This window comes from Streptomyces rubellus (assembly GCF_036323805.1).
GTDB lineage: Bacteria > Actinomycetota > Actinomycetes > Streptomycetales > Streptomycetaceae > Streptomyces.
The window spans coordinates 192,936-212,582 of record NZ_JAZDCX010000006.1 but is presented as its reverse complement, the minus strand read 5'-3'; the positions used below and the strand labels follow the sequence as shown (position 1 = coordinate 212,582).

21 protein-coding genes are annotated in these 19,647 nt (G+C 72.7%); 12 read left to right on the top strand and 9 right to left on the bottom strand.

The window, feature by feature from the left end; translation table 11 throughout:
* Positions 1-43: 43 nt before the first annotated feature.
* From V1L54_RS09430 to V1L54_RS09390, 9 genes are all read left to right on the top strand, one after another.
* Positions 44-799 (top strand): YcnI family copper-binding membrane protein, encoded by a 756-nt coding sequence (locus V1L54_RS09430; protein ID WP_443076567.1) that lies wholly within the window; start codon positions 44-46, stop codon positions 797-799.
* 103 nt (positions 800-902) lie between these two features.
* The gene (locus V1L54_RS09425) at positions 903-1,595 is read left to right on the top strand and encodes an SCO family protein (protein ID WP_330117450.1); all 693 of its coding nucleotides are present in this window, start codon (positions 903-905) and stop codon (positions 1,593-1,595) included.
* Entirely contained in the window at positions 1,592-2,125 is a 534-nt protein-coding gene (locus V1L54_RS09420; RefSeq protein WP_330117449.1) for a copper chaperone PCu(A)C, read from the top strand. The genes V1L54_RS09425 and V1L54_RS09420 overlap by 4 nt, the downstream gene beginning before the upstream one ends.
* Before the next feature lie 10 nt (positions 2,126-2,135).
* Positions 2,136-4,337 (top strand): copper resistance CopC/CopD family protein, encoded by a 2,202-nt coding sequence (locus V1L54_RS09415; RefSeq protein ID WP_330117448.1) that lies wholly within the window; start codon positions 2,136-2,138, stop codon positions 4,335-4,337.
* Positions 4,338-4,414: 77 nt separating this feature from the next.
* Positions 4,415-5,704, top strand: a complete 1,290-nt coding sequence (efeB, locus tag V1L54_RS09410; RefSeq protein ID WP_330117447.1) for an iron uptake transporter deferrochelatase/peroxidase subunit — start codon at positions 4,415-4,417, stop codon at positions 5,702-5,704.
* A 42-nt stretch (positions 5,705-5,746) separates the two neighbouring features.
* Positions 5,747-6,685 carry a prephenate dehydratase gene (pheA, locus tag V1L54_RS09405; protein WP_330117446.1) on the top strand — a complete coding sequence of 313 codons (939 nt, stop codon included), beginning with the start codon at positions 5,747-5,749 and terminating at the stop codon, positions 6,683-6,685.
* Positions 6,686-7,303: 618 nt separating this feature from the next.
* Entirely contained in the window at positions 7,304-8,614 is a 1,311-nt protein-coding gene (gene serS, locus V1L54_RS09400; RefSeq protein WP_330117445.1) for a serine--tRNA ligase, read from the top strand.
* Positions 8,611-9,447, top strand: coding sequence for an HAD family hydrolase (locus V1L54_RS09395; RefSeq protein ID WP_330117444.1), 837 nt, complete (start codon positions 8,611-8,613; stop codon positions 9,445-9,447). The genes serS and V1L54_RS09395 overlap by 4 nt, the downstream gene beginning before the upstream one ends.
* A 30-nt stretch (positions 9,448-9,477) precedes the next feature.
* Positions 9,478-10,242, top strand: coding sequence for an SDR family NAD(P)-dependent oxidoreductase (locus tag V1L54_RS09390; RefSeq protein ID WP_330117443.1), 765 nt, complete (start codon positions 9,478-9,480; stop codon positions 10,240-10,242).
* A gap of 28 nt (positions 10,243-10,270) precedes the next feature.
* Here the strand turns inward: V1L54_RS09390 and V1L54_RS09385 are convergent, their stop codons facing one another.
* From V1L54_RS09385 to V1L54_RS09370, 4 genes are all read right to left on the bottom strand, one after another.
* Positions 10,271-11,524, bottom strand: a complete 1,254-nt coding sequence (locus V1L54_RS09385) for a PP2C family protein-serine/threonine phosphatase (protein WP_330117442.1) — start codon at positions 11,522-11,524, stop codon at positions 10,271-10,273.
* 224 nt (positions 11,525-11,748) lie between these two features.
* The gene (locus V1L54_RS09380) at positions 11,749-12,228 is read right to left on the bottom strand and encodes a MarR family winged helix-turn-helix transcriptional regulator (RefSeq protein ID WP_330117441.1); all 480 of its coding nucleotides are present in this window, start codon (positions 12,226-12,228) and stop codon (positions 11,749-11,751) included.
* A 74-nt stretch (positions 12,229-12,302) separates the two neighbouring features.
* Complete coding sequence (locus V1L54_RS09375; RefSeq protein ID WP_330117440.1) at positions 12,303-12,542, bottom strand: hypothetical protein; 240 nt, start codon at positions 12,540-12,542, stop codon at positions 12,303-12,305.
* Entirely contained in the window at positions 12,539-12,778 is a 240-nt protein-coding gene (locus tag V1L54_RS09370) for a hypothetical protein (RefSeq protein WP_330117439.1), read from the bottom strand. The genes V1L54_RS09375 and V1L54_RS09370 overlap by 4 nt, the downstream gene beginning before the upstream one ends.
* 125 nt (positions 12,779-12,903) lie before the next feature.
* Between V1L54_RS09370 and V1L54_RS09365 the strand changes: the two genes are divergently transcribed.
* From V1L54_RS09365 to wrbA, 3 genes are all read left to right on the top strand, one after another.
* Complete coding sequence (locus V1L54_RS09365) at positions 12,904-13,734, top strand: helix-turn-helix domain-containing protein (RefSeq protein WP_330117438.1); 831 nt, start codon at positions 12,904-12,906, stop codon at positions 13,732-13,734.
* Positions 13,731-13,952 carry a DUF397 domain-containing protein gene (locus V1L54_RS09360; protein ID WP_330117437.1) on the top strand — a complete coding sequence of 74 codons (222 nt, stop codon included), beginning with the start codon at positions 13,731-13,733 and terminating at the stop codon, positions 13,950-13,952. The genes V1L54_RS09365 and V1L54_RS09360 overlap by 4 nt, the downstream gene beginning before the upstream one ends.
* A gap of 222 nt (positions 13,953-14,174) precedes the next feature.
* Positions 14,175-14,795 carry an NAD(P)H:quinone oxidoreductase gene (wrbA, locus tag V1L54_RS09355; protein ID WP_330117436.1) on the top strand — a complete coding sequence of 207 codons (621 nt, stop codon included), beginning with the start codon at positions 14,175-14,177 and terminating at the stop codon, positions 14,793-14,795.
* A 90-nt stretch (positions 14,796-14,885) separates the two neighbouring features.
* Here the strand turns inward: wrbA and V1L54_RS09350 are convergent, their stop codons facing one another.
* The 5 genes from V1L54_RS09350 to V1L54_RS09330 all read right to left on the bottom strand — a co-directional run bounded on the left by V1L54_RS09350 (position 14,886) and on the right by V1L54_RS09330 (position 19,521).
* Complete coding sequence (locus V1L54_RS09350) at positions 14,886-15,566, bottom strand: hypothetical protein (RefSeq protein ID WP_330117435.1); 681 nt, start codon at positions 15,564-15,566, stop codon at positions 14,886-14,888.
* A 13-nt stretch (positions 15,567-15,579) separates the two neighbouring features.
* Positions 15,580-15,924, bottom strand: coding sequence for a hypothetical protein (locus V1L54_RS09345; RefSeq protein WP_330117434.1), 345 nt, complete (start codon positions 15,922-15,924; stop codon positions 15,580-15,582).
* A 14-nt stretch (positions 15,925-15,938) separates the two neighbouring features.
* A complete protein-coding gene (locus V1L54_RS09340) occupies positions 15,939-18,125 on the bottom strand; it encodes a glycoside hydrolase domain-containing protein (protein WP_330117433.1) in 2,187 nt (728 codons plus the stop codon).
* A gap of 155 nt (positions 18,126-18,280) precedes the next feature.
* A complete protein-coding gene (locus V1L54_RS09335; protein ID WP_330117432.1) occupies positions 18,281-18,691 on the bottom strand; it encodes a hypothetical protein in 411 nt (136 codons plus the stop codon).
* Positions 18,692-19,173: 482 nt separating this feature from the next.
* Positions 19,174-19,521: a hypothetical protein gene (locus tag V1L54_RS09330; protein WP_330117431.1), complete on the bottom strand. Its 348-nt coding sequence runs from the start codon at positions 19,519-19,521 to the stop codon at positions 19,174-19,176.
* Positions 19,522-19,647 lie beyond the last annotated feature (126 nt).

The following is a 19,647-nucleotide window of genomic DNA, read 5'->3' as shown; positions in this document are numbered from 1 at the left end:
CACCGCCGCCCGCGAAGCCGTCGGCACCACGGTCCGCCGCCCGCTGCCGTCCGGCCGACGGCTGGCCGCCGCCGGCGCCGCCGGCGTCTGCGCCCTCGTCCTCGCCGGACCCGCCGCCGCCCACGTCACCGTCCCGGGCACCGCGGAGCAGGGCGGCTACGCCACCATCGACGTCAAGGTCCCCAACGAGCGCGACAACGCCTCCACCGTGAAGGTGGAGGTCACCCTCCCGGCCGAGCACCCGATCGCCTCGGTGATGCCCCAGCCGGTGCCCGGCTGGGACGTGGAGGTCACCAGGACCAAGCTGGACAAGCCGCTGGAGCTCCACGGCCGGCAGCTCGACGAGGTGCCCTCCAAGATCACCTGGACGGAGACCGGCGGCGGCATCAAGCCGGGCACCTTCCAGCAGTTCCCCCTCTCCGTCGGGCAGCTGCCCGAGGACGTGGACCGGCTCGTCCTCAAGGCCGTCCAGACGTACAGCAACAAGGAGGTCGTGCGCTGGATCGAGGAGCCGCCCGCCGAGGGCGGCGAGGAGCCGGACAGCCCGGCGCCCGTGCTGAAGCTGGTCCCGCCCGCCGACGAGGCGGACGGCGAGGACGCCGACAACGCGGCCGCACCCGCCGCCGACGAGGGCGGCGACGGCGCGGACGGCGACGCGGACGCCACGGAGAACACCGCCGCGGAGAGCGGCGGCACCGACACCACCGCCCGTGTCCTCGGCGTCCTCGGCATCCTCGCCGGCGCCGGCGGCATCGCCTTCGGCGTGCTGGCCGGACGCCGCCGCGGCACCACCGCCTGACGGCCGCGGGGCCCGGGAGGGGCCCGCGTCCCCGCGCACCGCGGGGCCGGGCCCCTCCCGGGGCCGCGCGCCGACAACCACCGACAGCAGGAAAGAACCAGAAATGCACCACATCCCGCGCCACCATCCCCGGCGCGCCCGTCGTACCGCCGCGCTGGCCCTCGCCACCGCGCTGCTCGCCGTGACCACCGCCGCCTGCGGCTCCTCCGGCGGCGGTACCGGCGACTCCGGCGGTACCGCCGCCGTGTCGGAGCCCACCGACTCCGTCAAGCGCGGCACCGTCCTGAGCAACCCCTTCGACAAGCCCGATCTGGTCCTCACCGACACCGAGGGCGAGACCTACGAGCTGATCGAGGAGACCAGGGGCCGGCCGACCCTGGTCTACTTCGGCTACACCCACTGCCCCGACGTCTGCCCGCTGACGATGAGCAACATCGCCGTCGCCAAGTCCAAACTGCCGGAGGCCGACCAGGACAGGCTGCGCGTCGTCTTCGTCACCTCCGACCCCGAACGCGACACCCCCGCCTCGCTCGGGAAGTGGCTGCGCGCCCAGGACCCCGACTTCGTCGGTCTCACCGGCGACTTCGACACCATCCAGGCCGGCGCCCGCAGCCTGGGCATCAGCCTGGAGCCGCCGGTGGTGGAGGAGGACGGCGACGTCGTCTCCTCCCACGGCACCCAGGTCCTCGCCTTCCTGCCGGAGGACGACAAGGCGCATGTGCTGTACACCTCGGACGTGCCCGTCGAGGTGTACGAGCAGGACCTGCCCAGGCTGGTGAAGGGGAAGCTGCCGTGACCCGGCCGCGCACCCCCGCCGTCCGCCGCGCCCGCCGGGGCGCCGCGCTGCTGACCGCCGCGCTGCTCGCCGCGGGCGCGACCGCCTGCGGCTCCGGGACGGAGACGCGGGATACGGAGACAACGGAGACAGGGACGGCGGGGCCGGAGCTGACCGTCGAGGGCGCGTACATGCCCGAGCCGGTGACCACCGACACCGCGGGCGGCTTCCTGGTCGTCCACAACAGCGGCGGCAGCGACGACGCGCTCACCTCGGCGACCAGCGACATCGCCGACGAGGTGCAGATCCACCGCACCGACGGCGGGCGGATGGAGCGGGTCGCCTCGCTGCCCGTGCCCGCGGACGGCGCCCTGGAGCTCAGCCGCGGCGGCAGCCACCTGATGTTCATGGACCTCGACCGCAGACCCGAGGAGGGCGAGAAGGTCACGGTGGAGCTGCGGTTCGAGAAGTCCGACCCGATCGAGATCGAGATCCCCGTCGAGGCGACCAACCACGTCCCGACCCACTCCCCCCACACCCACGAGCAGTGAGGTCACCGCCATGACCACCGCCGTCCCCCGCACCGCGCACCGCTCCCCCGCCCGGTCACGCGCCCGGGCCCGGGACAGGGGCCGGGCGCGTACCGCCCTGCTGGCCGTCCTGCTCGCCGCGTTCGGCCTGCTCGGTCAGTTCGGCGGCGCCGCCCCGGCCGGCGCGCACGCCCTGCTGACCGACAGCGACCCGGCGGAGGGCGAGGTGGTCACCCACGCACCGGAGGAGGTGACGCTGACCTTCACCGAGAACGTCGCGCTGTCGGGCGACTCCATCCGCGTCCTGGCACCGGACGGCAAGCGGGTGGATGACGGCGAGCCGGGGGAGCGGTCCGGGTCCGACGGAGCGGGCGCCGGGGAGGGCTTCCACTACGCGGTGGGCCTGCGCGACGGCCTCGCCGACGGCACGTACACCGTGGCCTGGCGGGTGGTCTCGGCCGACAGCCACCCCATCGCGGGCGGCTTCACCTTCTCCGTCGGGGCGCCCTCCGAGACCTCCGTCTCCCTCTCCGCCGAGCAGCCGGGCGGCGGCCTGGTCGGCGCGCTGTACGACATCGCCCGCTACGCCGCCTACACCGGCTATGTGCTGCTCGTCGGCGGGGCGGTCTTCGTACTGGCCTGCTGGCCCGGTGCCGCCCGGCTCCGGGCGGTGCAGCGCCTGGTGGTGGGCGGCTGGCTCGCCCTGACCGCCGCCACCATCGCGGCCCTGCTGCTGCGCGGCCCGTACACCGGCTCGGGCCGGCTGGGCGACGCCCTCGACGCGGACGGGCTCCGGGCGGTGCTGGAGACCCGGCCGGGCACGGCGCTGGTGTCCAGACTGCTGCTGCTCGCGGTGGCGGCGCTGTTCGTCTCGGTGCTCTTCGGGATGTACGCCCGGCTGGTCGCCGACGGGGCCGGGGACACCGGGGAAGCCCCCGGGGAGGAGGACACCGGGGAGGGGCGGGGGCCGCGTGACCGGCGCGAGCTGCTCCTCGGGCTGGCCGTCGGCGGTGCGGTCGGCGCCGTCGGGCTGGCCGCCACCTGGGCCCTGGCCGAGCACGCCTCGACCGGCATCCAGACCGGGGTGGCGATCCCGGCGGACATCCTCCACCTGCTCGCCGTGGCCGTCTGGCTGGGCGGGCTGGCCGCCCTGCTGACCGCCCTGTGGCGGGGGCCCGCCGTGCCCGCCGGGGCGGTGCGCCGCTTCTCGGGGCTCGCCCTGGGCAGTGTGGCCGTCCTCGCGGCCACCGGCCTGTACCAGTCGTGGCGGCAGGTCGGCAGCTGGTCGGCGCTCACCTCCACCGACTACGGGCGGTTGCTGCTGGTCAAGGTCGGCCTGGTGGCGCTGCTGGTCGCGCTCGCCCGCTACTCCCGCCGCTGGACCGCGCGGCTGGCGGACACGGCCCCCGCGGCCGCCGCCGACACCACAGACACCGCGGACACCGCGGACACCGAGCCCGGGGCGGCGGCGGAGACGGAGACGGGAACGGAAGGGAAGAAGGAGACAGCGTCGGCGTCGGCCCCGGCGGAGGCGCGGAGCGAACGGCGGGAGACCGCCCCCGCGGTGGCCGGCGCGACCACCACGGCCGCCGCGTCCGCCCCCGAGCGGGCGAACGGGGACGGCCCGGGTGGCCCGGAGGACGCCCCGACCGCCGAGCGCGCCGCCCAGCTCGCGCGCCAGCGGGCCGCCGCCGACGCCGCGCGCCGCCGCCGGGAGCGCGACGCGGACCTCCCGCGCACCGGGCTGCGGCGGTCGGTGCTCGCCGAGGCGGCCGTCGCGGTGGCCGTCCTCGCCGTGACGACCCTGCTCACCGGCACCGAGCCGGCCCGTACGACGCAGGCGGCCGCCAGTGCCCGGGAGGCGGCGGAGCATTCGGCCGTGGGTTCGGGCACACTGACACTGCTCACCCCCTTCGACACCGGCGGCCAGGACGGCAAGGGCTCGGCCGAGCTCGAGATCGATCCCGGCCGCAAGGGCGACAACACCGTCCGGCTGCTCATCACCGGCCCCGACGGCCGGCAGCCCATGGACGTACCGGAGGTGCGGCTGGCCTTCACCCTGGAGGCCCAGGACATCGGCCCGCTGACCGCCGAGCTGACGGAGGACGGCACGGGACGCTGGACGGCCACCGGGCTCCAGCTGCCCATGTCCGGGGTCTGGGAGGCCGCCGTCACCGTACGGACCTCGGACATCGACCAGGTGACCGAGCGGATGACCTTCTTCCTCCCCTGACCGACGCGAACCCCCGTGATCACGCACCGCCACGAGAACCACCACGAGAACCACGAGAACCGAGACACCGCAGGCCCATGAAGCGCCACCGCACCACCCAGCCCACCGAGCCCGCCGAGACCCCCGAGCCCGACGGCCCGTCCCGCCGCCGGGTGCTCGGCGCCGCGGGCGCGGCCGGCGCCGCCGGGCTGGCGCTCGGCGCGGCCGGCGGCGCCCTGGCCGCGTCCGCCGCGGCCGAACCGCCCACCGCCCTGGCCACGGTCGGGCGGCGCCGGATCGCCTTCCACGGCACGCACCAGCCGGGCATCACCGGGGCGGCGCAGGCGCACGGCCATCTGCTCGCCTTCGACCTGGTGGCGGACGCGGGCCGGAAGGAGGCCGCGGCGCTGCTGCGCCGCTGGTCGCGGGTGGCCGAGGCGCTGATGGCGGGCGAGGTGCCGACCGGCCGGCTGCCCGACACCGGGATCGCCCTGGACGCCGGGCCGTCCGCCCTCACCGTCACCTTCGGCTTCGGCCGGACCTTCTTCGACCGCACCGGCCTGACCGCGCACCGCCCGGCCGCGCTGGAGCCGCTGCCCCCGTTCTCCGCCGACGCGCTCGACCCGAAGCGCTCCGACGGCGACCTGTGGGTGCAGATCGGTGCCGACGACGCCCCGGTGGCCTTCCACGCGCTGCGCGCCCTCCAGCGCGAGGCGGCCGGTACGGCCCGGGTGCGCTGGCAGATGAGCGGCTTCAACCGCTCCCCCGGCGCCACCGCCGATCCCCGCACCGCCCGCAACCTGATGGGCCAGATCGACGGCACCAACAACCCCAGGGAGACCGACGAGGACTTCGAGCGGCGGGTCTTCGTGCCCGCCGGCGGCGAGCCGGGCTGGATGGCGGGCGGCTCGTACGCGGTGCTGCGCCGCATCCGGATGCTGCTGGACGACTGGGAGCGCGTCCCGCTCGCCGGGCAGGAGAAGGTGATCGGCCGCCGCAAGTCGGACGGCGCCCCGCTCTCGGCCGGTCCCGACGGCACCGAGACCACCCCGGTGGACCTGGAGCGGCGGACCGCCGACGGCGAGCTCGCCGTCGCCGCCGACGCCCACGTACGGGTGACGGCGCCGGAGACCAACGGCGGCGCGGCGATGCTGCGGCGCTCCTTCTCGTACCACGACGGCTTCCGCGACGACGGCGCCCCCGACGCCGGGCTGCTGTTCGTCGCCTGGCAGGCGGATCCGCTGCGGGGCTTCGTGCCCGTGCAGCGCAAGCTGGACCGGGGCGACGCGCTGTCCCGCTTCATCCGGCACGAGGCGAGCGCGCTGTTCGCGGTGCCGGGCGGGGCGGAGAAGGGCGGGTACGTGGGGCAGCGGCTGTTCGAGGGCTGAGACCCGGGCCGGGGCCGCCGCCCGCACGGCTACTGTGGCCGTATGTCTCCCGCGAGCCGCTACACCTATCTGGGCCCCGAGGGCACCTTCACCGAGGCCGCGCTCCGTACGCTTCCGGAGGCGGCCACCCGCGAGCTGGTGCCGATGGTGTCGGTGCCCGCCGCGCTGGACGCCGTGCGCAACGGGGAGGCGGGCGGTTCCCTGGTGCCGATCGAGAACTCGGTGGAGGGCGGGGTCACCGCGACCCTGGACGAGCTGGCCGCCGGCCGGCAGCTGATGATCTACCGCGAGGTGCTGCTGCCGATCGCGTTCGCGCTGCTGGTGCGGCCGGGCACCGCGCTGGAGTCGGTCAAGACGGTGACCGGGCACCCGGTGGCCCAGGCGCAGGTGCGCCGCTGGCTGGCGAAGCACCTGCCGGACGCCCAGTGGGAGTCGGCGGCCTCCAACGCGGACGGCGCCCGGCTGGTGCAGGAGGGGCGGTACGACGCGGCATTCGCGGGGGAGTTCGCGGCGGCGCGGTACGGGCTGGCGCCGCTGGTGACCGGCATCCACGACGCGCAGAACGCCCAGACGCGGTTCGTGCTGGTCGGCCGGCCCGGGCGGCCCGCGGCGCGGACGGGCGCGGACAAGACCTCGGTGGTGCTGTGGCTCGGTGACGACCACCCGGGCGCGCTGCTGGAGCTGCTCCAGGAGTTCGCGGTGCGGGGCGTCAACCTGGTGCGGATCGAGTCCCGGCCGACGGGCGAGGGCATCGGCCGGTACTGCTTCTCGGTGGACGCCGAGGGGCACATCACCGACCGGCGGGTGGGCGAGGCGCTGATGGGGCTGCGGCGGATCTGCCCGAAGGTGCGCTTCCTGGGGTCGTATCCGCGGGCGGGCGTCGAGCCGTCGCAGGCCGCTCCGCTGCGGCCGGGGACGACGGACGCGGAGTTCGCCGAGGCGTCGGACTGGCTGACGCGCTGCATCGACGGCCGCGCCTGAGCGCCCCGGGCAGAAGCCCGGAAGGCCCCGGGGACAACCGGAGAGAGCCGGGGGGAGCGGTGCCGGAGCCCTTCTCAGGAGTTATCCACAGGGGAGTGGGCGGCCTGTGCACAATCTGATTCGAGAAACGGGCATTTCACCCAAATCACCAAATCAGCAACACATCGCCCAGAACCGAGCAGATCTCCGCTCCATACGGCAATTCACTTGATCGGCACTTGCCCTACAACCGGAAGGGCGTCCTTTTCGCCCGCAAGGGCGTGTAGCGCTCGCGGCAAAGGGGAATCCATGGCCGAGCGCATCCCCGGACAGGCCGTATCGCCGTTTCTTCCACAGGATTTTCCCGCTTCCTGTGGACAACTTCGGGGCCCTCTCCTGCAACCTGTGGATAACTCGCGCCGACCACCCTCGTCGGCCGCGTCCGCCGCCCGCCGTCCGGCGACGTCACCGAAACGGAATTCCGTCCCCCCGGCGCCCGCCGCACACTCGGCACGGTGACAACTGCGAATTCACTTGACGGCGGTCATTCCGTAATCCAAGCAATGGACAAAAAGGGCAAATACCCACGTACTGCCATATCGAGTCGAGCGCGACGCCCGCCCCCGGTACCCTGGCCGCGTGATTGACCTTCGCCTGCTCCGTGAGGACCCCGACCGTGTGCGCGCCTCGCAGCGCGCCCGTGGAGAGGACGTCGGCCTCGTCGACGCCCTGCTCTCCGCCGACGAGCGGCGCAGGTCGTCCGGCGCCCGCTTCGACCAGCTCCGCGCCGAGCAGAAGCAGCTCGGCAAGCTGATCCCGAAGGCCGCCGGCGAGGAGAAGGCCGAGCTGCTGAAGAAGACGGGCGAGCTGGCCGCCGCCGTCAAGGCCGCCGACGCCGAGCGGGACGAGGCCGACGCCGAGACCCAGCGGCTGCTCCTCCGGCTCGGCAACCTCGTCCACCCCGAGGTCCCCGTCGGCGGCGAGGACGACTTCACCGTCCGCGAGACGCACGGCACCCCGCGCGACTTCGCCGCCGAGGGCTTCGAGCCGAAGGACCACCTGGAGCTCGGCCAGACGCTCGGCGCCATCGACGTCGAGCGCGGCGCCAAGGTCTCCGGCTCGCGCTTCTACTACCTCACCGGCGTCGGCGCCCTGCTGGAGCTGGCCCTGGTCAACGCCGCGATCGCGCAGGCCACCGAGGCGGGCTTCACCGCCATGCTGACCCCGGCGCTGGTCAAGCCGCGCGCCATGGAGGGCACCGGCTTCCTCGGCCAGGCCGCCGAGAACGTCTACCACCTGGAGAAGGACGACTACTACCTCGTCGGCACCTCCGAGGTCCCGCTCGCCGGCTACCACATGGACGAGATCCTCGACGGGGAGAAGCTGCCCCTGCGGTACGCGGGCTTCTCGCCCTGCTTCCGCCGCGAGGCCGGCTCGTACGGCAAGGACACCCGGGGCATCTTCCGCGTCCACCAGTTCGACAAGGTGGAGATGTTCTCCTACGTCGCCCCCGAGGACTCCGAGGCCGAGCACGCACGGCTGCTGGAGTGGGAGAAGCAGTGGCTCAACGCCCTGGAACTGCCGTTCCGGGTGATCGACGTCGCCACCGGCGACCTGGGCGCCTCCGCCTCGCGGAAGTTCGACTGCGAGGCGTGGATCCCCACCCAGGGCAGGTACCGCGAGCTGACCTCCGCCTCGAACTGCGACGAGTTCCAGGCCCGGCGGCTGTCCATCCGGATGCGCGAGGACGGCGGAGGCGGCGGAGGCGGCGGAGAAGGCAAAAAGAAGGTGCGTCCGCTGGCCACCCTCAACGGCACGCTGTGCGCGGTGCCCCGCACCATCGTCGCCCTGCTGGAGAACCACCAGCGGGCCGACGGCTCGGTCCGGGTCCCGGAGATCCTCCGGCCGTACCTGGGCGGCCGCGAGGTGCTGGAACCCGTCGGCCGGTGAGCGCCGCCCCCGCCCCCTCCGCCACCCGCCTCCCGTACCGGCTGGTCGCCACCGACCTCGACGGCACCCTGCTGCGCAGCGACGGCACCGTCTCGCCCCGCACCCGCGACGCGCTCGCCGCCGCCACGGCGGCGGGCGCCGCGCACATCGTGGTCACCGGCCGCGCCGTGCCCTGGACGAAGTACATCCTGGACGAGCTGGGCTACGACGGCCTGGCCGTCTGCGGCCAGGGCTCGCAGGTCTACCACGCGGGCGAGCACCGGCTGCTGACCTCCGTCACCCTCGACCGGCGGCAGGCCCTGCTGGCGCTGGAGCGCATCGAGGCGGAGACCGGCCCGCTGGCCCTGGCCGTCTCCCGGGACGGGCTGGACGGCCGGGTGCTGTTCGGGCCGGGCTACCGGGTGGGGGACGGGGAGCTGCCCGCGTCGTCCACCACCGACCCGGCCGAGCTGTGGGCCGAGCCGCTGAACAAGATCTACCTCCAGCACCCCGGCGGGCTCGGCGACGACGCCCTGGCGGCGGCCGCCCGGCGGGCCGCGGGCGACCTGGTGGGCGTGGTGGTCTCCGGCGAGGGCATCGTCGAGCTGCTGCCGCTGGGGCTGTCCAAGGCCAAGGGCCTGTCGATCGCCGCCCGCCGCCTGGGGGTGTCGCCGACGGCGGCGATCGCCTTCGGCGACATGCCCAACGACATCCCCATGTTCGCCTGGGCCGCCCACGGCGTCGCCATGGGCGGCGCCCACCCCGAGGTGCTGTCGGTGGCCGACGAGGTGACGGCCACCAACGACGAGGACGGCATCGCCCTCGTCCTGGAGCGGCTGCTCGCCGAGATGTGACCGCGCCCCCGGGCCCGTATCCTCCGCCCCATGACACGCACGGTGGTGATCAGCGGCGGCGGTACGGGCATCGGACTGGCGGCGGCGCGGCGGTTCGCCGCGGACGGGGACCGGGTGGTGCTCGTCGGGCGCCGCGCGGAGGTGCTGCGGCGGGCGGCCGGGGAGCTGCCGGACGCGCTGTGCTGCCCCGCCGACCTGACGACGGCGGCAGGCGCGCGTACGGTCGCGGAGCTCACCGCACAGCGGTGCGGCGGGCGCGTGGACGTCCTGATCCACAGCGCGGGCGGCAACGGCCGCCTGGAGCCGGATCCGGACGCCCCGCCGCCCGGCGGTGATCCCCTGGAGCCGGTCGCCCGCGACTGGACGCTGAACTTCCGGCTCAACACCCTCACCGCCGTCCTGCTCACCGAGGCACTGGGCCAGCAGCTCGCCTCCCCCGGCGGCCGGGTCCTCCTCCTCAGCTCGATCGCCGCCTACCGGGGCTCCGGCTCCACCGCGTACGCGGCGGCCAAGGCGGCGCTGCACCCGTACGCGTACGACCTGGCGCGGCGGCTCGGCGGGCGCGGGATCACGGTGAACCTGGTGGCGCCGGGCTACATCGAGGACACCGGGTTCTTCGGCTCCGGCGGGCTGCCCGAGGAACGGCGGCGGCTGCGGATCGGCGAGACGCTGAACGGCCGCGCGGGCACCCCCGACGACGTCGCCGCCACCCTGCACTGGCTGGCCTCCCCGGAGGCGGGCCACATCACCGCGCAGACCGTGCAGGTCAACGGCGGCGCGGAACGCGGCCACTAGCGTCCCCCGGCACCCCGGTGTTCCGGGGTCAGGGCCGGCCGGCGGTGTCCTGCCGGGGGCCGCCCCCGTACTGGACGGGCGGGGCCGTCCCGGCGTTGCCGTGCCACTCGCACAGCAGGACGGTGGCGTCGTCGTTGAGCCGCCCGTCGTGGTGGTCGAGCACGGCGTGGACCAGGCGGCGCAGGGTCTCGGGGGCGGCGAGGCCACCGGCCTGGTGGCGGATGATGAAGTCGACGAAGCGGTCGCGGCCGAACTCGCGTCCCTTGCTGTCGTGGGCCTCTGTGATGCCGTCGGTGTAGAGCAGCAGCCGGTCCCCGGGTTCGAGCTGTTCGCGGCACAGGGTCGCCGGGAGACCGAGGTCGGTGCCCAGGGGGTGGGTGGGCCGGCAGTGCAGATGAGTGGTCCAGCGTCCGCCGCGTATCAGGATCGGCAGCGGGTGCCCGCAGTTGATCCAGGTGAGCAGGCCGGTCGCCAGGTCCAGGTCGGCCAGCACGGCGGTGGTGTAGCGGGTGTGGGTGAACTGCTCGATCAGGGTGGCCTCGATGGCGTCGCGGATATCCGTGAGGCTTCCGCCCTGGCGTCTCCGGTTGCGGCAGGTGGCCATGGCGAGGTTGGCGGTCAGCCCGGCGGCGGTGTTGTGCCCCATGGCGTCGAAGACGGCCAGGTGGGCGGTGTCACCGGCCAGGGCGTAGTCGAAGGCGTCACCGGCGGCGGCGTAGGCGGGTTCCATCGCGGCGGTGATGGTCACCCTGCTGCTGGCGAAGGTGCGCGGCGGCATGAGGGTCCACTGCATCTCGGCGGAGACCGACATGGGGTTGATGCGGACGAGTCGGGCGTAGGAGTCGCTGTGGTGCCGCCGGGCGACCAGCAGCAGGGCTGTGAGGGAGGCGAGGTCCTCCATCGTCTGCCGCGTCGGGTCGTCCGGCTCGCCGGCGGTGTCGAGGCGGAGCACACCGAGGCGTTCGGTGCCGTCCAGGACGGGAAGCCAGTGCTGCACCCATCCGTCGACGGACGCGGACAGCGGCTGACCGCTGCGGAAGACCCTGCCTGGCAGCGTGGTGTCGATGCGCGTCTCCTGCCCGCCCTGCCCGGCGTCCAGGCCCTGCCCGGTGACCTCCCGCAGCACCTTCTCCTGGAGGTCGGCCACATGGACCGTCGCATGGTGCAGCCCGGCCTCAGCGGCATGACGGGCCAACAACCCCGGCAGTTCCTCGAAGGCGGCCAGATGGAACGCCCGCAGCAGAACACGGAGCACGCGGGCGGAGGGTTCGAAAGGAGTCATGGAGGACGACCTGTCAGGCGGGTGTGGCCCGCGTCCGGCCGTCGCCCTCACCATGCGTGGAGCCGTGGCCTGCCGTCCGGCAGACGAAAACGAGAAGCCCGAAACGGAATGTCACGGCCAGCCTACGTCCCGGCCCACCGGGCGTGAGAAGCCTCCGGGCGACCGCGCGGAACCACCGTCCGCACCGGACACGGCCCGGGCTGCGGCGGCGGCAACGGGAGGGCTCAGGACTCCGCGTTCTCCCGGGCGCCCTCCCGGGTGTCCGCCAGGACGGCCAGGCAGATGTCGAGGAGCTGCTCGGTCTGCTCGGGGTCGAGGTGGTCGAACAGGGAGTTGCGCACCTGCTCCACATGCCCCGGGGCGACGGCCTCCAGCTCGGCGAACCCCTCGTCGGTCAGGGTGGCCAGGGTGGTGCGGTGGTCGGCGGGGTGCTGGCAGCGGCTGATCCAGCCCTTGCCCTCCAGCCGGGCGACGGCGTGCGAGAGCCTGCTGGCCGAGGAGCCGGTGATCCGCGCCAGCCGGCTCATGGTGAGCGTGCGCTCGGGTGCCTCGGAGAGCATGGCCAGGATCTGGTAGTACGCCAGCGGCATCCCGGCGTCGCGCTGCATCTGGCGGTCCAGTTCCTCACGTACCCGCTGGGTGGCGCCGAGGAAGGCCCGCCAGGTTCGCTGCTCGCGCTCGTCCAGCCACCGTGTCGTGCTCATGCTTCCAGCGTACGGGGCCGTCCGGAACGCCGCGGGACCGCGCACCCGGCCCGGGGCGCCGGTCCGCCGGTGGTTCACCGGCCGCCGTGTCCGGGGGCGGCGGGCCGGAGCCGGACCGTCCAGTCCAGCTCGGCCAGGCACCCGCCGCACGCGTACAGCCGGGCGGCACCGTTCGGCGTCACCGCCGTCCCGACGCACAGCACCCGGACCCCGGACCGGCGGCAGTACAGCCAGCAGGTGCCGGTGGTCCACCCGTTGCCGTCGTCCGTGCACGCGGGCGGCACCGGCGCCGATGCCGTGGCGGGGTACGTCACCGGCCCCACCGCCGCCCGGCGTTGGCGGCGCCGAGCACGGCGCGGAGCCGCTCGCACGGGGTGGCGGGGCGGAGCCCCGCCAGGTCGGCCACCCACTCCTGCCCGCCCCCGACCGGCCGGATCCGGGCGCACGGCCCCGCCCGGTCCACCTCCCGGGCCACGTACTCGCCCACCTCGCCCCGCTCCGGGTCGTAGACGTACGTCCCCGGCTCGGGGGCGATCACCAGCTCGTCCATGCCTGGCACCTTTCACCGTTCCGTGTGTTGCGTAACCGTTCGTATCCACAGAGCGACAACTCCCGCCTACGGTCGGAAGGCGTTGATGTCCCACGTTCCGGCTGGGGAGACGGGAGTTGCCCGAAGTGCCCGCACGACCTCGCGATCTGACACCCGACCGCAGCGCCCGGCATCTGTTCGGGGCGAAGATGCGCGCCCACCGCGAGCGGACGAGCATGAGCCTGGAAGGACTGGCGGACGTGGTGAACGCCAGCCGCAGCCACCTGTCCCGCATCGGGACGGCCGAGGTCATGCCGCCCCCGTCGCTGCCGACCGCGCTGGACATGGCCTTCGAAACGGACGGGATCTTCGCGGAGCTGTACCGGCTCGCGTGCCGGGAGATCCACCCCGACCAGTTCCGGCGCCGGATGGCGCTGGAGGCCCAGTCCCGGCTCATCGAGGAGTACGCCGGTCAGATCGTGCCGGGACTCGTGCAGACGGAGGAGTACGCCCGCGCCCAGTTCACCGTGGCCAACCCCAAGGCGACGCGGGAGGAGATCGAGGAGCTGGTCACGGCCCGGATGAGCCGCCAGGCCCTGCTGCGGGGCGCCTCCCCGCCGGACCTCTCCCTGATCCTCGACGAGGCGGTACTGCGCCGCGGCTTCGGCGGACCGGCCGTCATGCGGGCCCAACTGGTCCGCCTCGCCGAGCTGACCCTCACACCGACAACCGTGCTCCAGGTTCTCCCGTTCGAACACGGGGGACATGCCCTGGTGGGAGGCACGCTGACGCTGATGTCCCTGGACGGCGGCACACAGGTCGCCTGGGAGGAGAGCATCACCACCGGGACGCTGCTGGAGGACATGGAGAGCGTCGCGGACCGTCAGCGGGCCTACGATCTGCTCAGAGCATGTGCCCTGTCGCCGCGTGACTCGGCGGCTTTCATCCGGTCCGTCATGGAAGCGCTACCGACATGAGCAACCTCGCGGACCTCTCCCCTGAGGAGTGGGTCAAGTCCAGCCACAGCGGCAACGGAGGCGGAAGCTGCCTTGAGTGGGCACCGGCCCGCGCACACTCCGGCACCGTCCCCGTACGCGACAGCAAGCACCCCGACCGCCCGGCGCTGACGTTCCCCCCGCAGTGCTGGAGCTCCTTCGTCACCGGCCTCAAGGACGGCGAACTGCCCACCACCTGAGCCGCACCGTCCGTCCGGAGCCCCGTCGCGTCGCGCGGCGGGGCTCCGTCGTCCTGCCCGGTCCACCGCCCCACGGGAATTCGAGCACCCGCACAATGGTTTAGTGTTCAATCAGTGCCGTCGGAGGGCACCCGCCGCGAGGCGCGAGGCGGCTCCGCCATGCCCGCCGACAGGTACGTCCCGCAACCGCACACCGACCGTCAACGGAACGGAGACCCCGCTGTGAGCACCCCCGTCAAGCTCGCCATCGTCTACTACTCCTCCACCGGCACGATCTCCACGATCGCCCAGGAGATCCGCGAGGCGGCCGAGAAGGCCGGTGCCGAGGTCCGGCTGCGGAAGGTCGCCGAGCTCGCCCCGCAGGCCGCGATCGACTCCAACCCCGCCTGGGCCGCCCACGCCGCCGCCACCGCCGGCACGGCCGAGGCCACGCCGGAGGACATGGAGTGGGCCGACGCGGTGATCTTCGGCTCCCCCACCCGCTACGGCAACATATCCGCACAGCTCAAGCAGTTCATCGACACCCTCGGCGGCCTGTGGGCCGAGGGCAAGCTGGCCGACAAGGTCTACAGCGGCTTCGCCTCCTCCGCCACCGCCCACGGCGGCCAGGAGTCCACCCTGCTGGCCCTGTACAACACCATCCACCACTTCGGCGGCATCCTCGTCGCGCCCGGCTACACCGACCCGTCCAAGTTCGCCGACGGCAACCCGTACGGCACCTCCCACGTGGACGCCCAGGGCAACAACCCGGTCGACGACACCACCCGCACCGCCGCCCGCGTCCAGGCCGAGCGCGTCGTGAAGATCGCCGCCGCCCTCAAGGCGGGCCTCGCCGGCGCCTGACCCGGCCCTCGTCCGGCTCCTGATTCCCCGACGTGACGCGGGCCCGGAGCTCGGCGCCGCCGTGCGGCGCCGAGCTCCGGGCCCGCAGTGTCAGCGGTACCGCTGCACCCGCTTCCGCCGGGCGGGGAGCGAGGGGTCGACGATGACCCCGGCTCCCGCGCCTGGCGTGGCGTTCCACTCCCGGATCTTCCACGCGACGCGGGGCAGGGCCTCGCTGTCCGGGCCGACGGCGACGTAGTAGAGCGACTCGTCCACGTCCTCGTCGTCACCACCCCAGCGCACCGTGCCCTCGCAGTCGGCGAGGATGTCCCGGATGGTCAGCACCTGCTGGGGGAAGTAGCTGTCCTCGGCCCCGGCACCCGGGCGGATGCGCACCGCCGTCCCGGAGGACAGGTTGGACTCCGGCCGCTTCCGGGACGTCCCGCCCAGCTTGCGCCAGCCGGCCAGGTCGATGGTGTTGATCCGCTCGACCTCGTAGTGGAAACGGCGGATCACGTGGACGAGGACGGCTTCGACGTCTCCGATACGGAGGGCCGTCTCGAGGCCGGTGCCGGACACCGGTCTGGTCCACACGGTGGAGATGTGGTCGGCCCGGTCCTCGATCTCCCAGCCGTTCGCCGACACAGGCCGCTTCTCCGGCTGCTTCTCCGGCCGGCCCGCCGAGGGGGCGGCCGTTGCCACACCCGTCGGTACGGCGGCCGCGACCGCCGTACCGACGCCGACGGCGGCCGTGTTCATCAGGATGGTGCGCCGGGTGATGTCCGATCCCATGCTTCCGTACCTTTCAGAGGAGAGTCGTCACGACCACACACACAAGAGTGGGAACCAGCGCCGTCGCCGCACTGACCGACCAGTAGGCCCTGCCCCGCACACCAGTCCTGCGCGCGATGGCACTGTTGGCGAGCCACCACAGGAAGAACAGGGCGGCGGACGGGAGCAGTACCACGAGCCACGGCAGCAGCCCGTCGTTGTCCGTGGGCTCCGCCCGCGTCCAGCCCAGCGCGGCCAGCGGGACGCTGGCCGCGAAGTACGACACGATCCACACCGGGACGATCAGGGGAACCCCCATCAGGAGGTTCGCGCCGGCGCAGACCAGCCACTTCCGGGCCGTTGCCGGTTCCTTGCTCACACGCACGGCAGGCGTCACTTGCTGCGGAGGAGCTTGTTGTAGTTCTCCAGCACGCGGTACAGGCCGATCAGCTCGCGGCCGTACTGCTGCGCGTCCTCGTTGGTCCCGTTGTAGCGGGCGAGGAGGGCCTGGGTGTCCGCCTCCCCGGTGTTCAGGTTCGGTCGCGCGATCCCCAGTTGGTGGGCGTTGTAGATGGTCAGGTAGGCCGCTGTCCGGACGTTGTACAGCGGATCCTCGTGGAGGTTCCTCCACACTGCGGGCTTGTCGTCGTCTGTCAGGGGCACGCCGTTGATGACGCCCTGCCGTATGCAGTAGTTGCGGGCCTCGATGGCCACCCAGGCGAAGATCTGGCCCCAGCCGGTGCTGGAGTCGTCCTTCAGCCCCGCTTTCACGGCCTCGTCGGCGGCGACGTCCAGCGGGTTGAACTTGCGCAGCTCCCACATCACCGGGGCCTGGATCAGTGCCTTGCGGAGTTTGAGGCTGCGGGCGAGGGAGGTGAACAGCCAGTCGGCGGACAGCACCGTGTCGAACGCCTTGGTTGTGGAGATGCCGCCCAGCGTCGCCCAGTCCTTGTCGGTCCAGCCGTCTCCGCCGGTCTCCGGGACGCCGATGGACTCCAGGTACTCCTGGACCTCCCTGAGCACGGTGTCGCGGTAGGAGTCGTCGAAGTCGACGTCGACGCCGTCGGGGTAGGAGCCCTCGTCGAAGCTGCCCTGCCCGGTGTCGCGGCCGGAGGCGATGTTGTTGTCGATCTCGATCGCACCGCTGCCGGAGCCGATCGTGATGGTGGAGATCTGGTCGAACGCCCAGTTGGTCGGCAGCGGGTAGCCGAGGTTTCCGGAGAAGCCGCTGGACATGTCGGAGACGAAACTCGTGGCGGCGTAGCCGGCGTCGGCGACCCGCTGGCACACGTTCCGCGGTCCGTAGACGCCGACGTCGTAGCCGGAGTTCTCCCTGATCGTCCGCATGACGCCACGGAAGTGCGGAATGACGAACTGCGTGACCTCGCCGTCCATCGCGTCGTAGTCGACGGCGAAGTAGATGATGGTGCCGGGCTTGAAGCCGTGGTACTTCGCCCACTCGATGGCCTTGAAGGCGTCGAAGGTGCCCTGTGAGTAGCTGAAGTAGTCCGCCGACCGGCTCCAGGTCTGGAAGATGGGGAAGCAGCGCAGCCCGTAGTCGGCGATGACCTCCAGCTCGCCCGGCTGGATCTGCTTCTCCGGCAACGAGGTCGTGCTCGGGTTGTACAGGTAGCGGCCGATGTACCTGTATCCGGCGTCCTTGAGGGTCTGGGCACGCGCCGGCGTGATCATCGTGACCCCGTCGCAGGCGGTGCCCTTGCGGCTCTGGTCGCCGTAGGAGACGAGCAGGGAGGCCCAGGTCTGGAAGTCGCCGCGGCCGGTGACCGGGAGTTTCACGAAGGACTGGAACTCCTCGACCCCGGTCTTGACCGCTGCCGTGAAGTTCCCGAAGGGAACGCCGCGCTTGTTGAGGACCATGGCGGCGGTGAACAGCAGCGCCCAGGTGCCGGTGCTGCCCACGCCCACGGTGTGGGACTTCAGCCCGGCCTGGGTCCCGGGTCCGAAGACGCCGTTGGCGACCCCGTCGGCCATACCGAGTTCGTACTGGATCGCCAGCAGCATGGACTTCGCGACATCACGGGAGTGGTGCCCGTCGCAGGGGATGACGAAGAAGTCCTGACGGTTGACGTACCGCCCGTTCAGCCACTGCTGGATCGAGCGTATGGTCTCGGAGCCCCCGTTGACGGTGACGTAGGGGTCCATGTTGAGCAGGCCCTTGAAGACCTTCGGCGTCAGGTCGGAGCCGGGGTAGACGCTGTCGACGCCCATGTTCTGCTTGAGCCTGGTGACGGCGGCCTGGACGCGGGAGTTGTAGATGCCGTCGATCTCGCCGCCGTCGTAGCCCTTGCAGTACAGACCGGACTGGATGATCCGGCAGAAGTTCGCGGAGGGGACGGTGTCCCTGTTGAGCTTGGGGTACTTGGTGGTGAGGGCCGAGAGGGTGCCGGGGCCGAAGTTGTTGGACAGGGCGGTTATGCCCAGCTCGTACTGGAGACAGCGGGTGAGGGCGTACATGACCTCCCAGCTCGTCCTCCCGTTCTCCTCCACCTGGGGTATGCCGCTCACGCCGGCATACGTCCGGTTGATGAATCTCTGCGCGCGCAGGACAAGCTCGTCCATGAGGTTCCCTTCCGCTGGGCCGTTCCGGCACCACGGGGCTCCGGAGAGCCGAACAGGCGTGGGTGGAACGGTGGGCCGTCTTCTTCCGGCTTCCGGTGGCGACCGCCGTGCCCGCACGGGCGGGTGCGGGCACGGCGGAGCTGCCCGGTCTCCCGTCAGTTGCAGGGAGTCGCGTAGGTCACGCGGTCGATGAGCGCCACATTGGAGCTGGCCGAGTCCTTCATGATCGCCGTGACCCTCATGCAGTGGTTGAAGTCGGTCGTGAGACGGACGGGGCCGGCGTACTGGATGAAGTCGCCCTCGTCCGTGCGGCAGGTCGCGTTGACCCGGTTGTCGCACAGCTTGAGCTTCATGTACTTCCGGACACCCAGGTTGTTGTCGAAGACGGCGCAGGTCTGGGTGGTCCCCTTCGTGTAGGTGAAGAGGGTTCCGAACCTCCGCTCGTCGGGAAGGCGCTCGGCGTAGACGAGCGAGTAGCCCGAGCCGCACAGGTTGGCCGTGGCCCGGGCGGCCTGCGGGTCCGCCGCCGCGATGGCGCGGGTGGCGGCGTTCGCCTTCGCCGACATTTCGACGCCCGTGACTCCGGCGCTGCCGGCGGCGAAAGCCTGGGGACTCGTCAGGCCGAGGGAAACGACCGCCGTGGCCACTGCCGCGGCACGCAGAGAAGACCTGTAAATTGACATGGATACCCCCTGGTGAATCGCGCGAGGCGCCCAAGGGCACAGAAAGTCCCCCGACCCCCCGTTATCCGTGCGAGCCGGTCAGACCCGCGAAGCACCAGCACTATAAGCACAGGACGCGTGGCGGTGGAAACTAATTTCGGCCCCGCATGCGTCATGGCCGAATCCGATCCCTGCGGCCACGGGCCATGTCGCGCGGCATCCCATATATGGGGACATTGCGCCGACGGAATGTCCGGAAGACGGCGCGAGCGCGAATGCTCCCCGTGCCCCGGGGGACCTGCCGCCACCGCCCCGGAGGCCCCGCCGGTCACCGAACGCCTGCGGACACGGTGGCGGGAGCGTGCGGGTGCCACGCCCGCGAACGGTCAGGAGGCCTTCTCCTCGTAGCAGTACCCCACGGGGATCGCGGCGGTGCCCGGGACGCGTCGCGCTCCGTCGCCGCTCACCCGGTACCTGTAGACGTCGTAGAGGGAGCGCACCACGAGACGGCCGAACTTCCCGCTCGGCACCTGGTGGGACGCGCTCACGGGGATCGACCTGCGCCGGCTCCCGGGATCCCCCTCGAAGGCACCGGGGGTCACCGGCCCCTCCGCCGAGTAGGAGGCCCCGGCCGACACCTCGCCCCCCACCGTGAGAGTGACAGGGCCCGTTCCGGTCGCCTCCCGGATCACCCTCGCCCCGCACCGCTCGCCGGTGTACGAGACGTCGCTCACGAAGGACGCGCGGATCCCTTCGACCCGGTGGGGAGGCTCGGGAACCGGAAGAGCACGCTCCAGTCGGGCATCGCCGGGAGGCTCGGTCAACTCGACCGGATTCCCGGCGAAATCATCCGGGTCCCC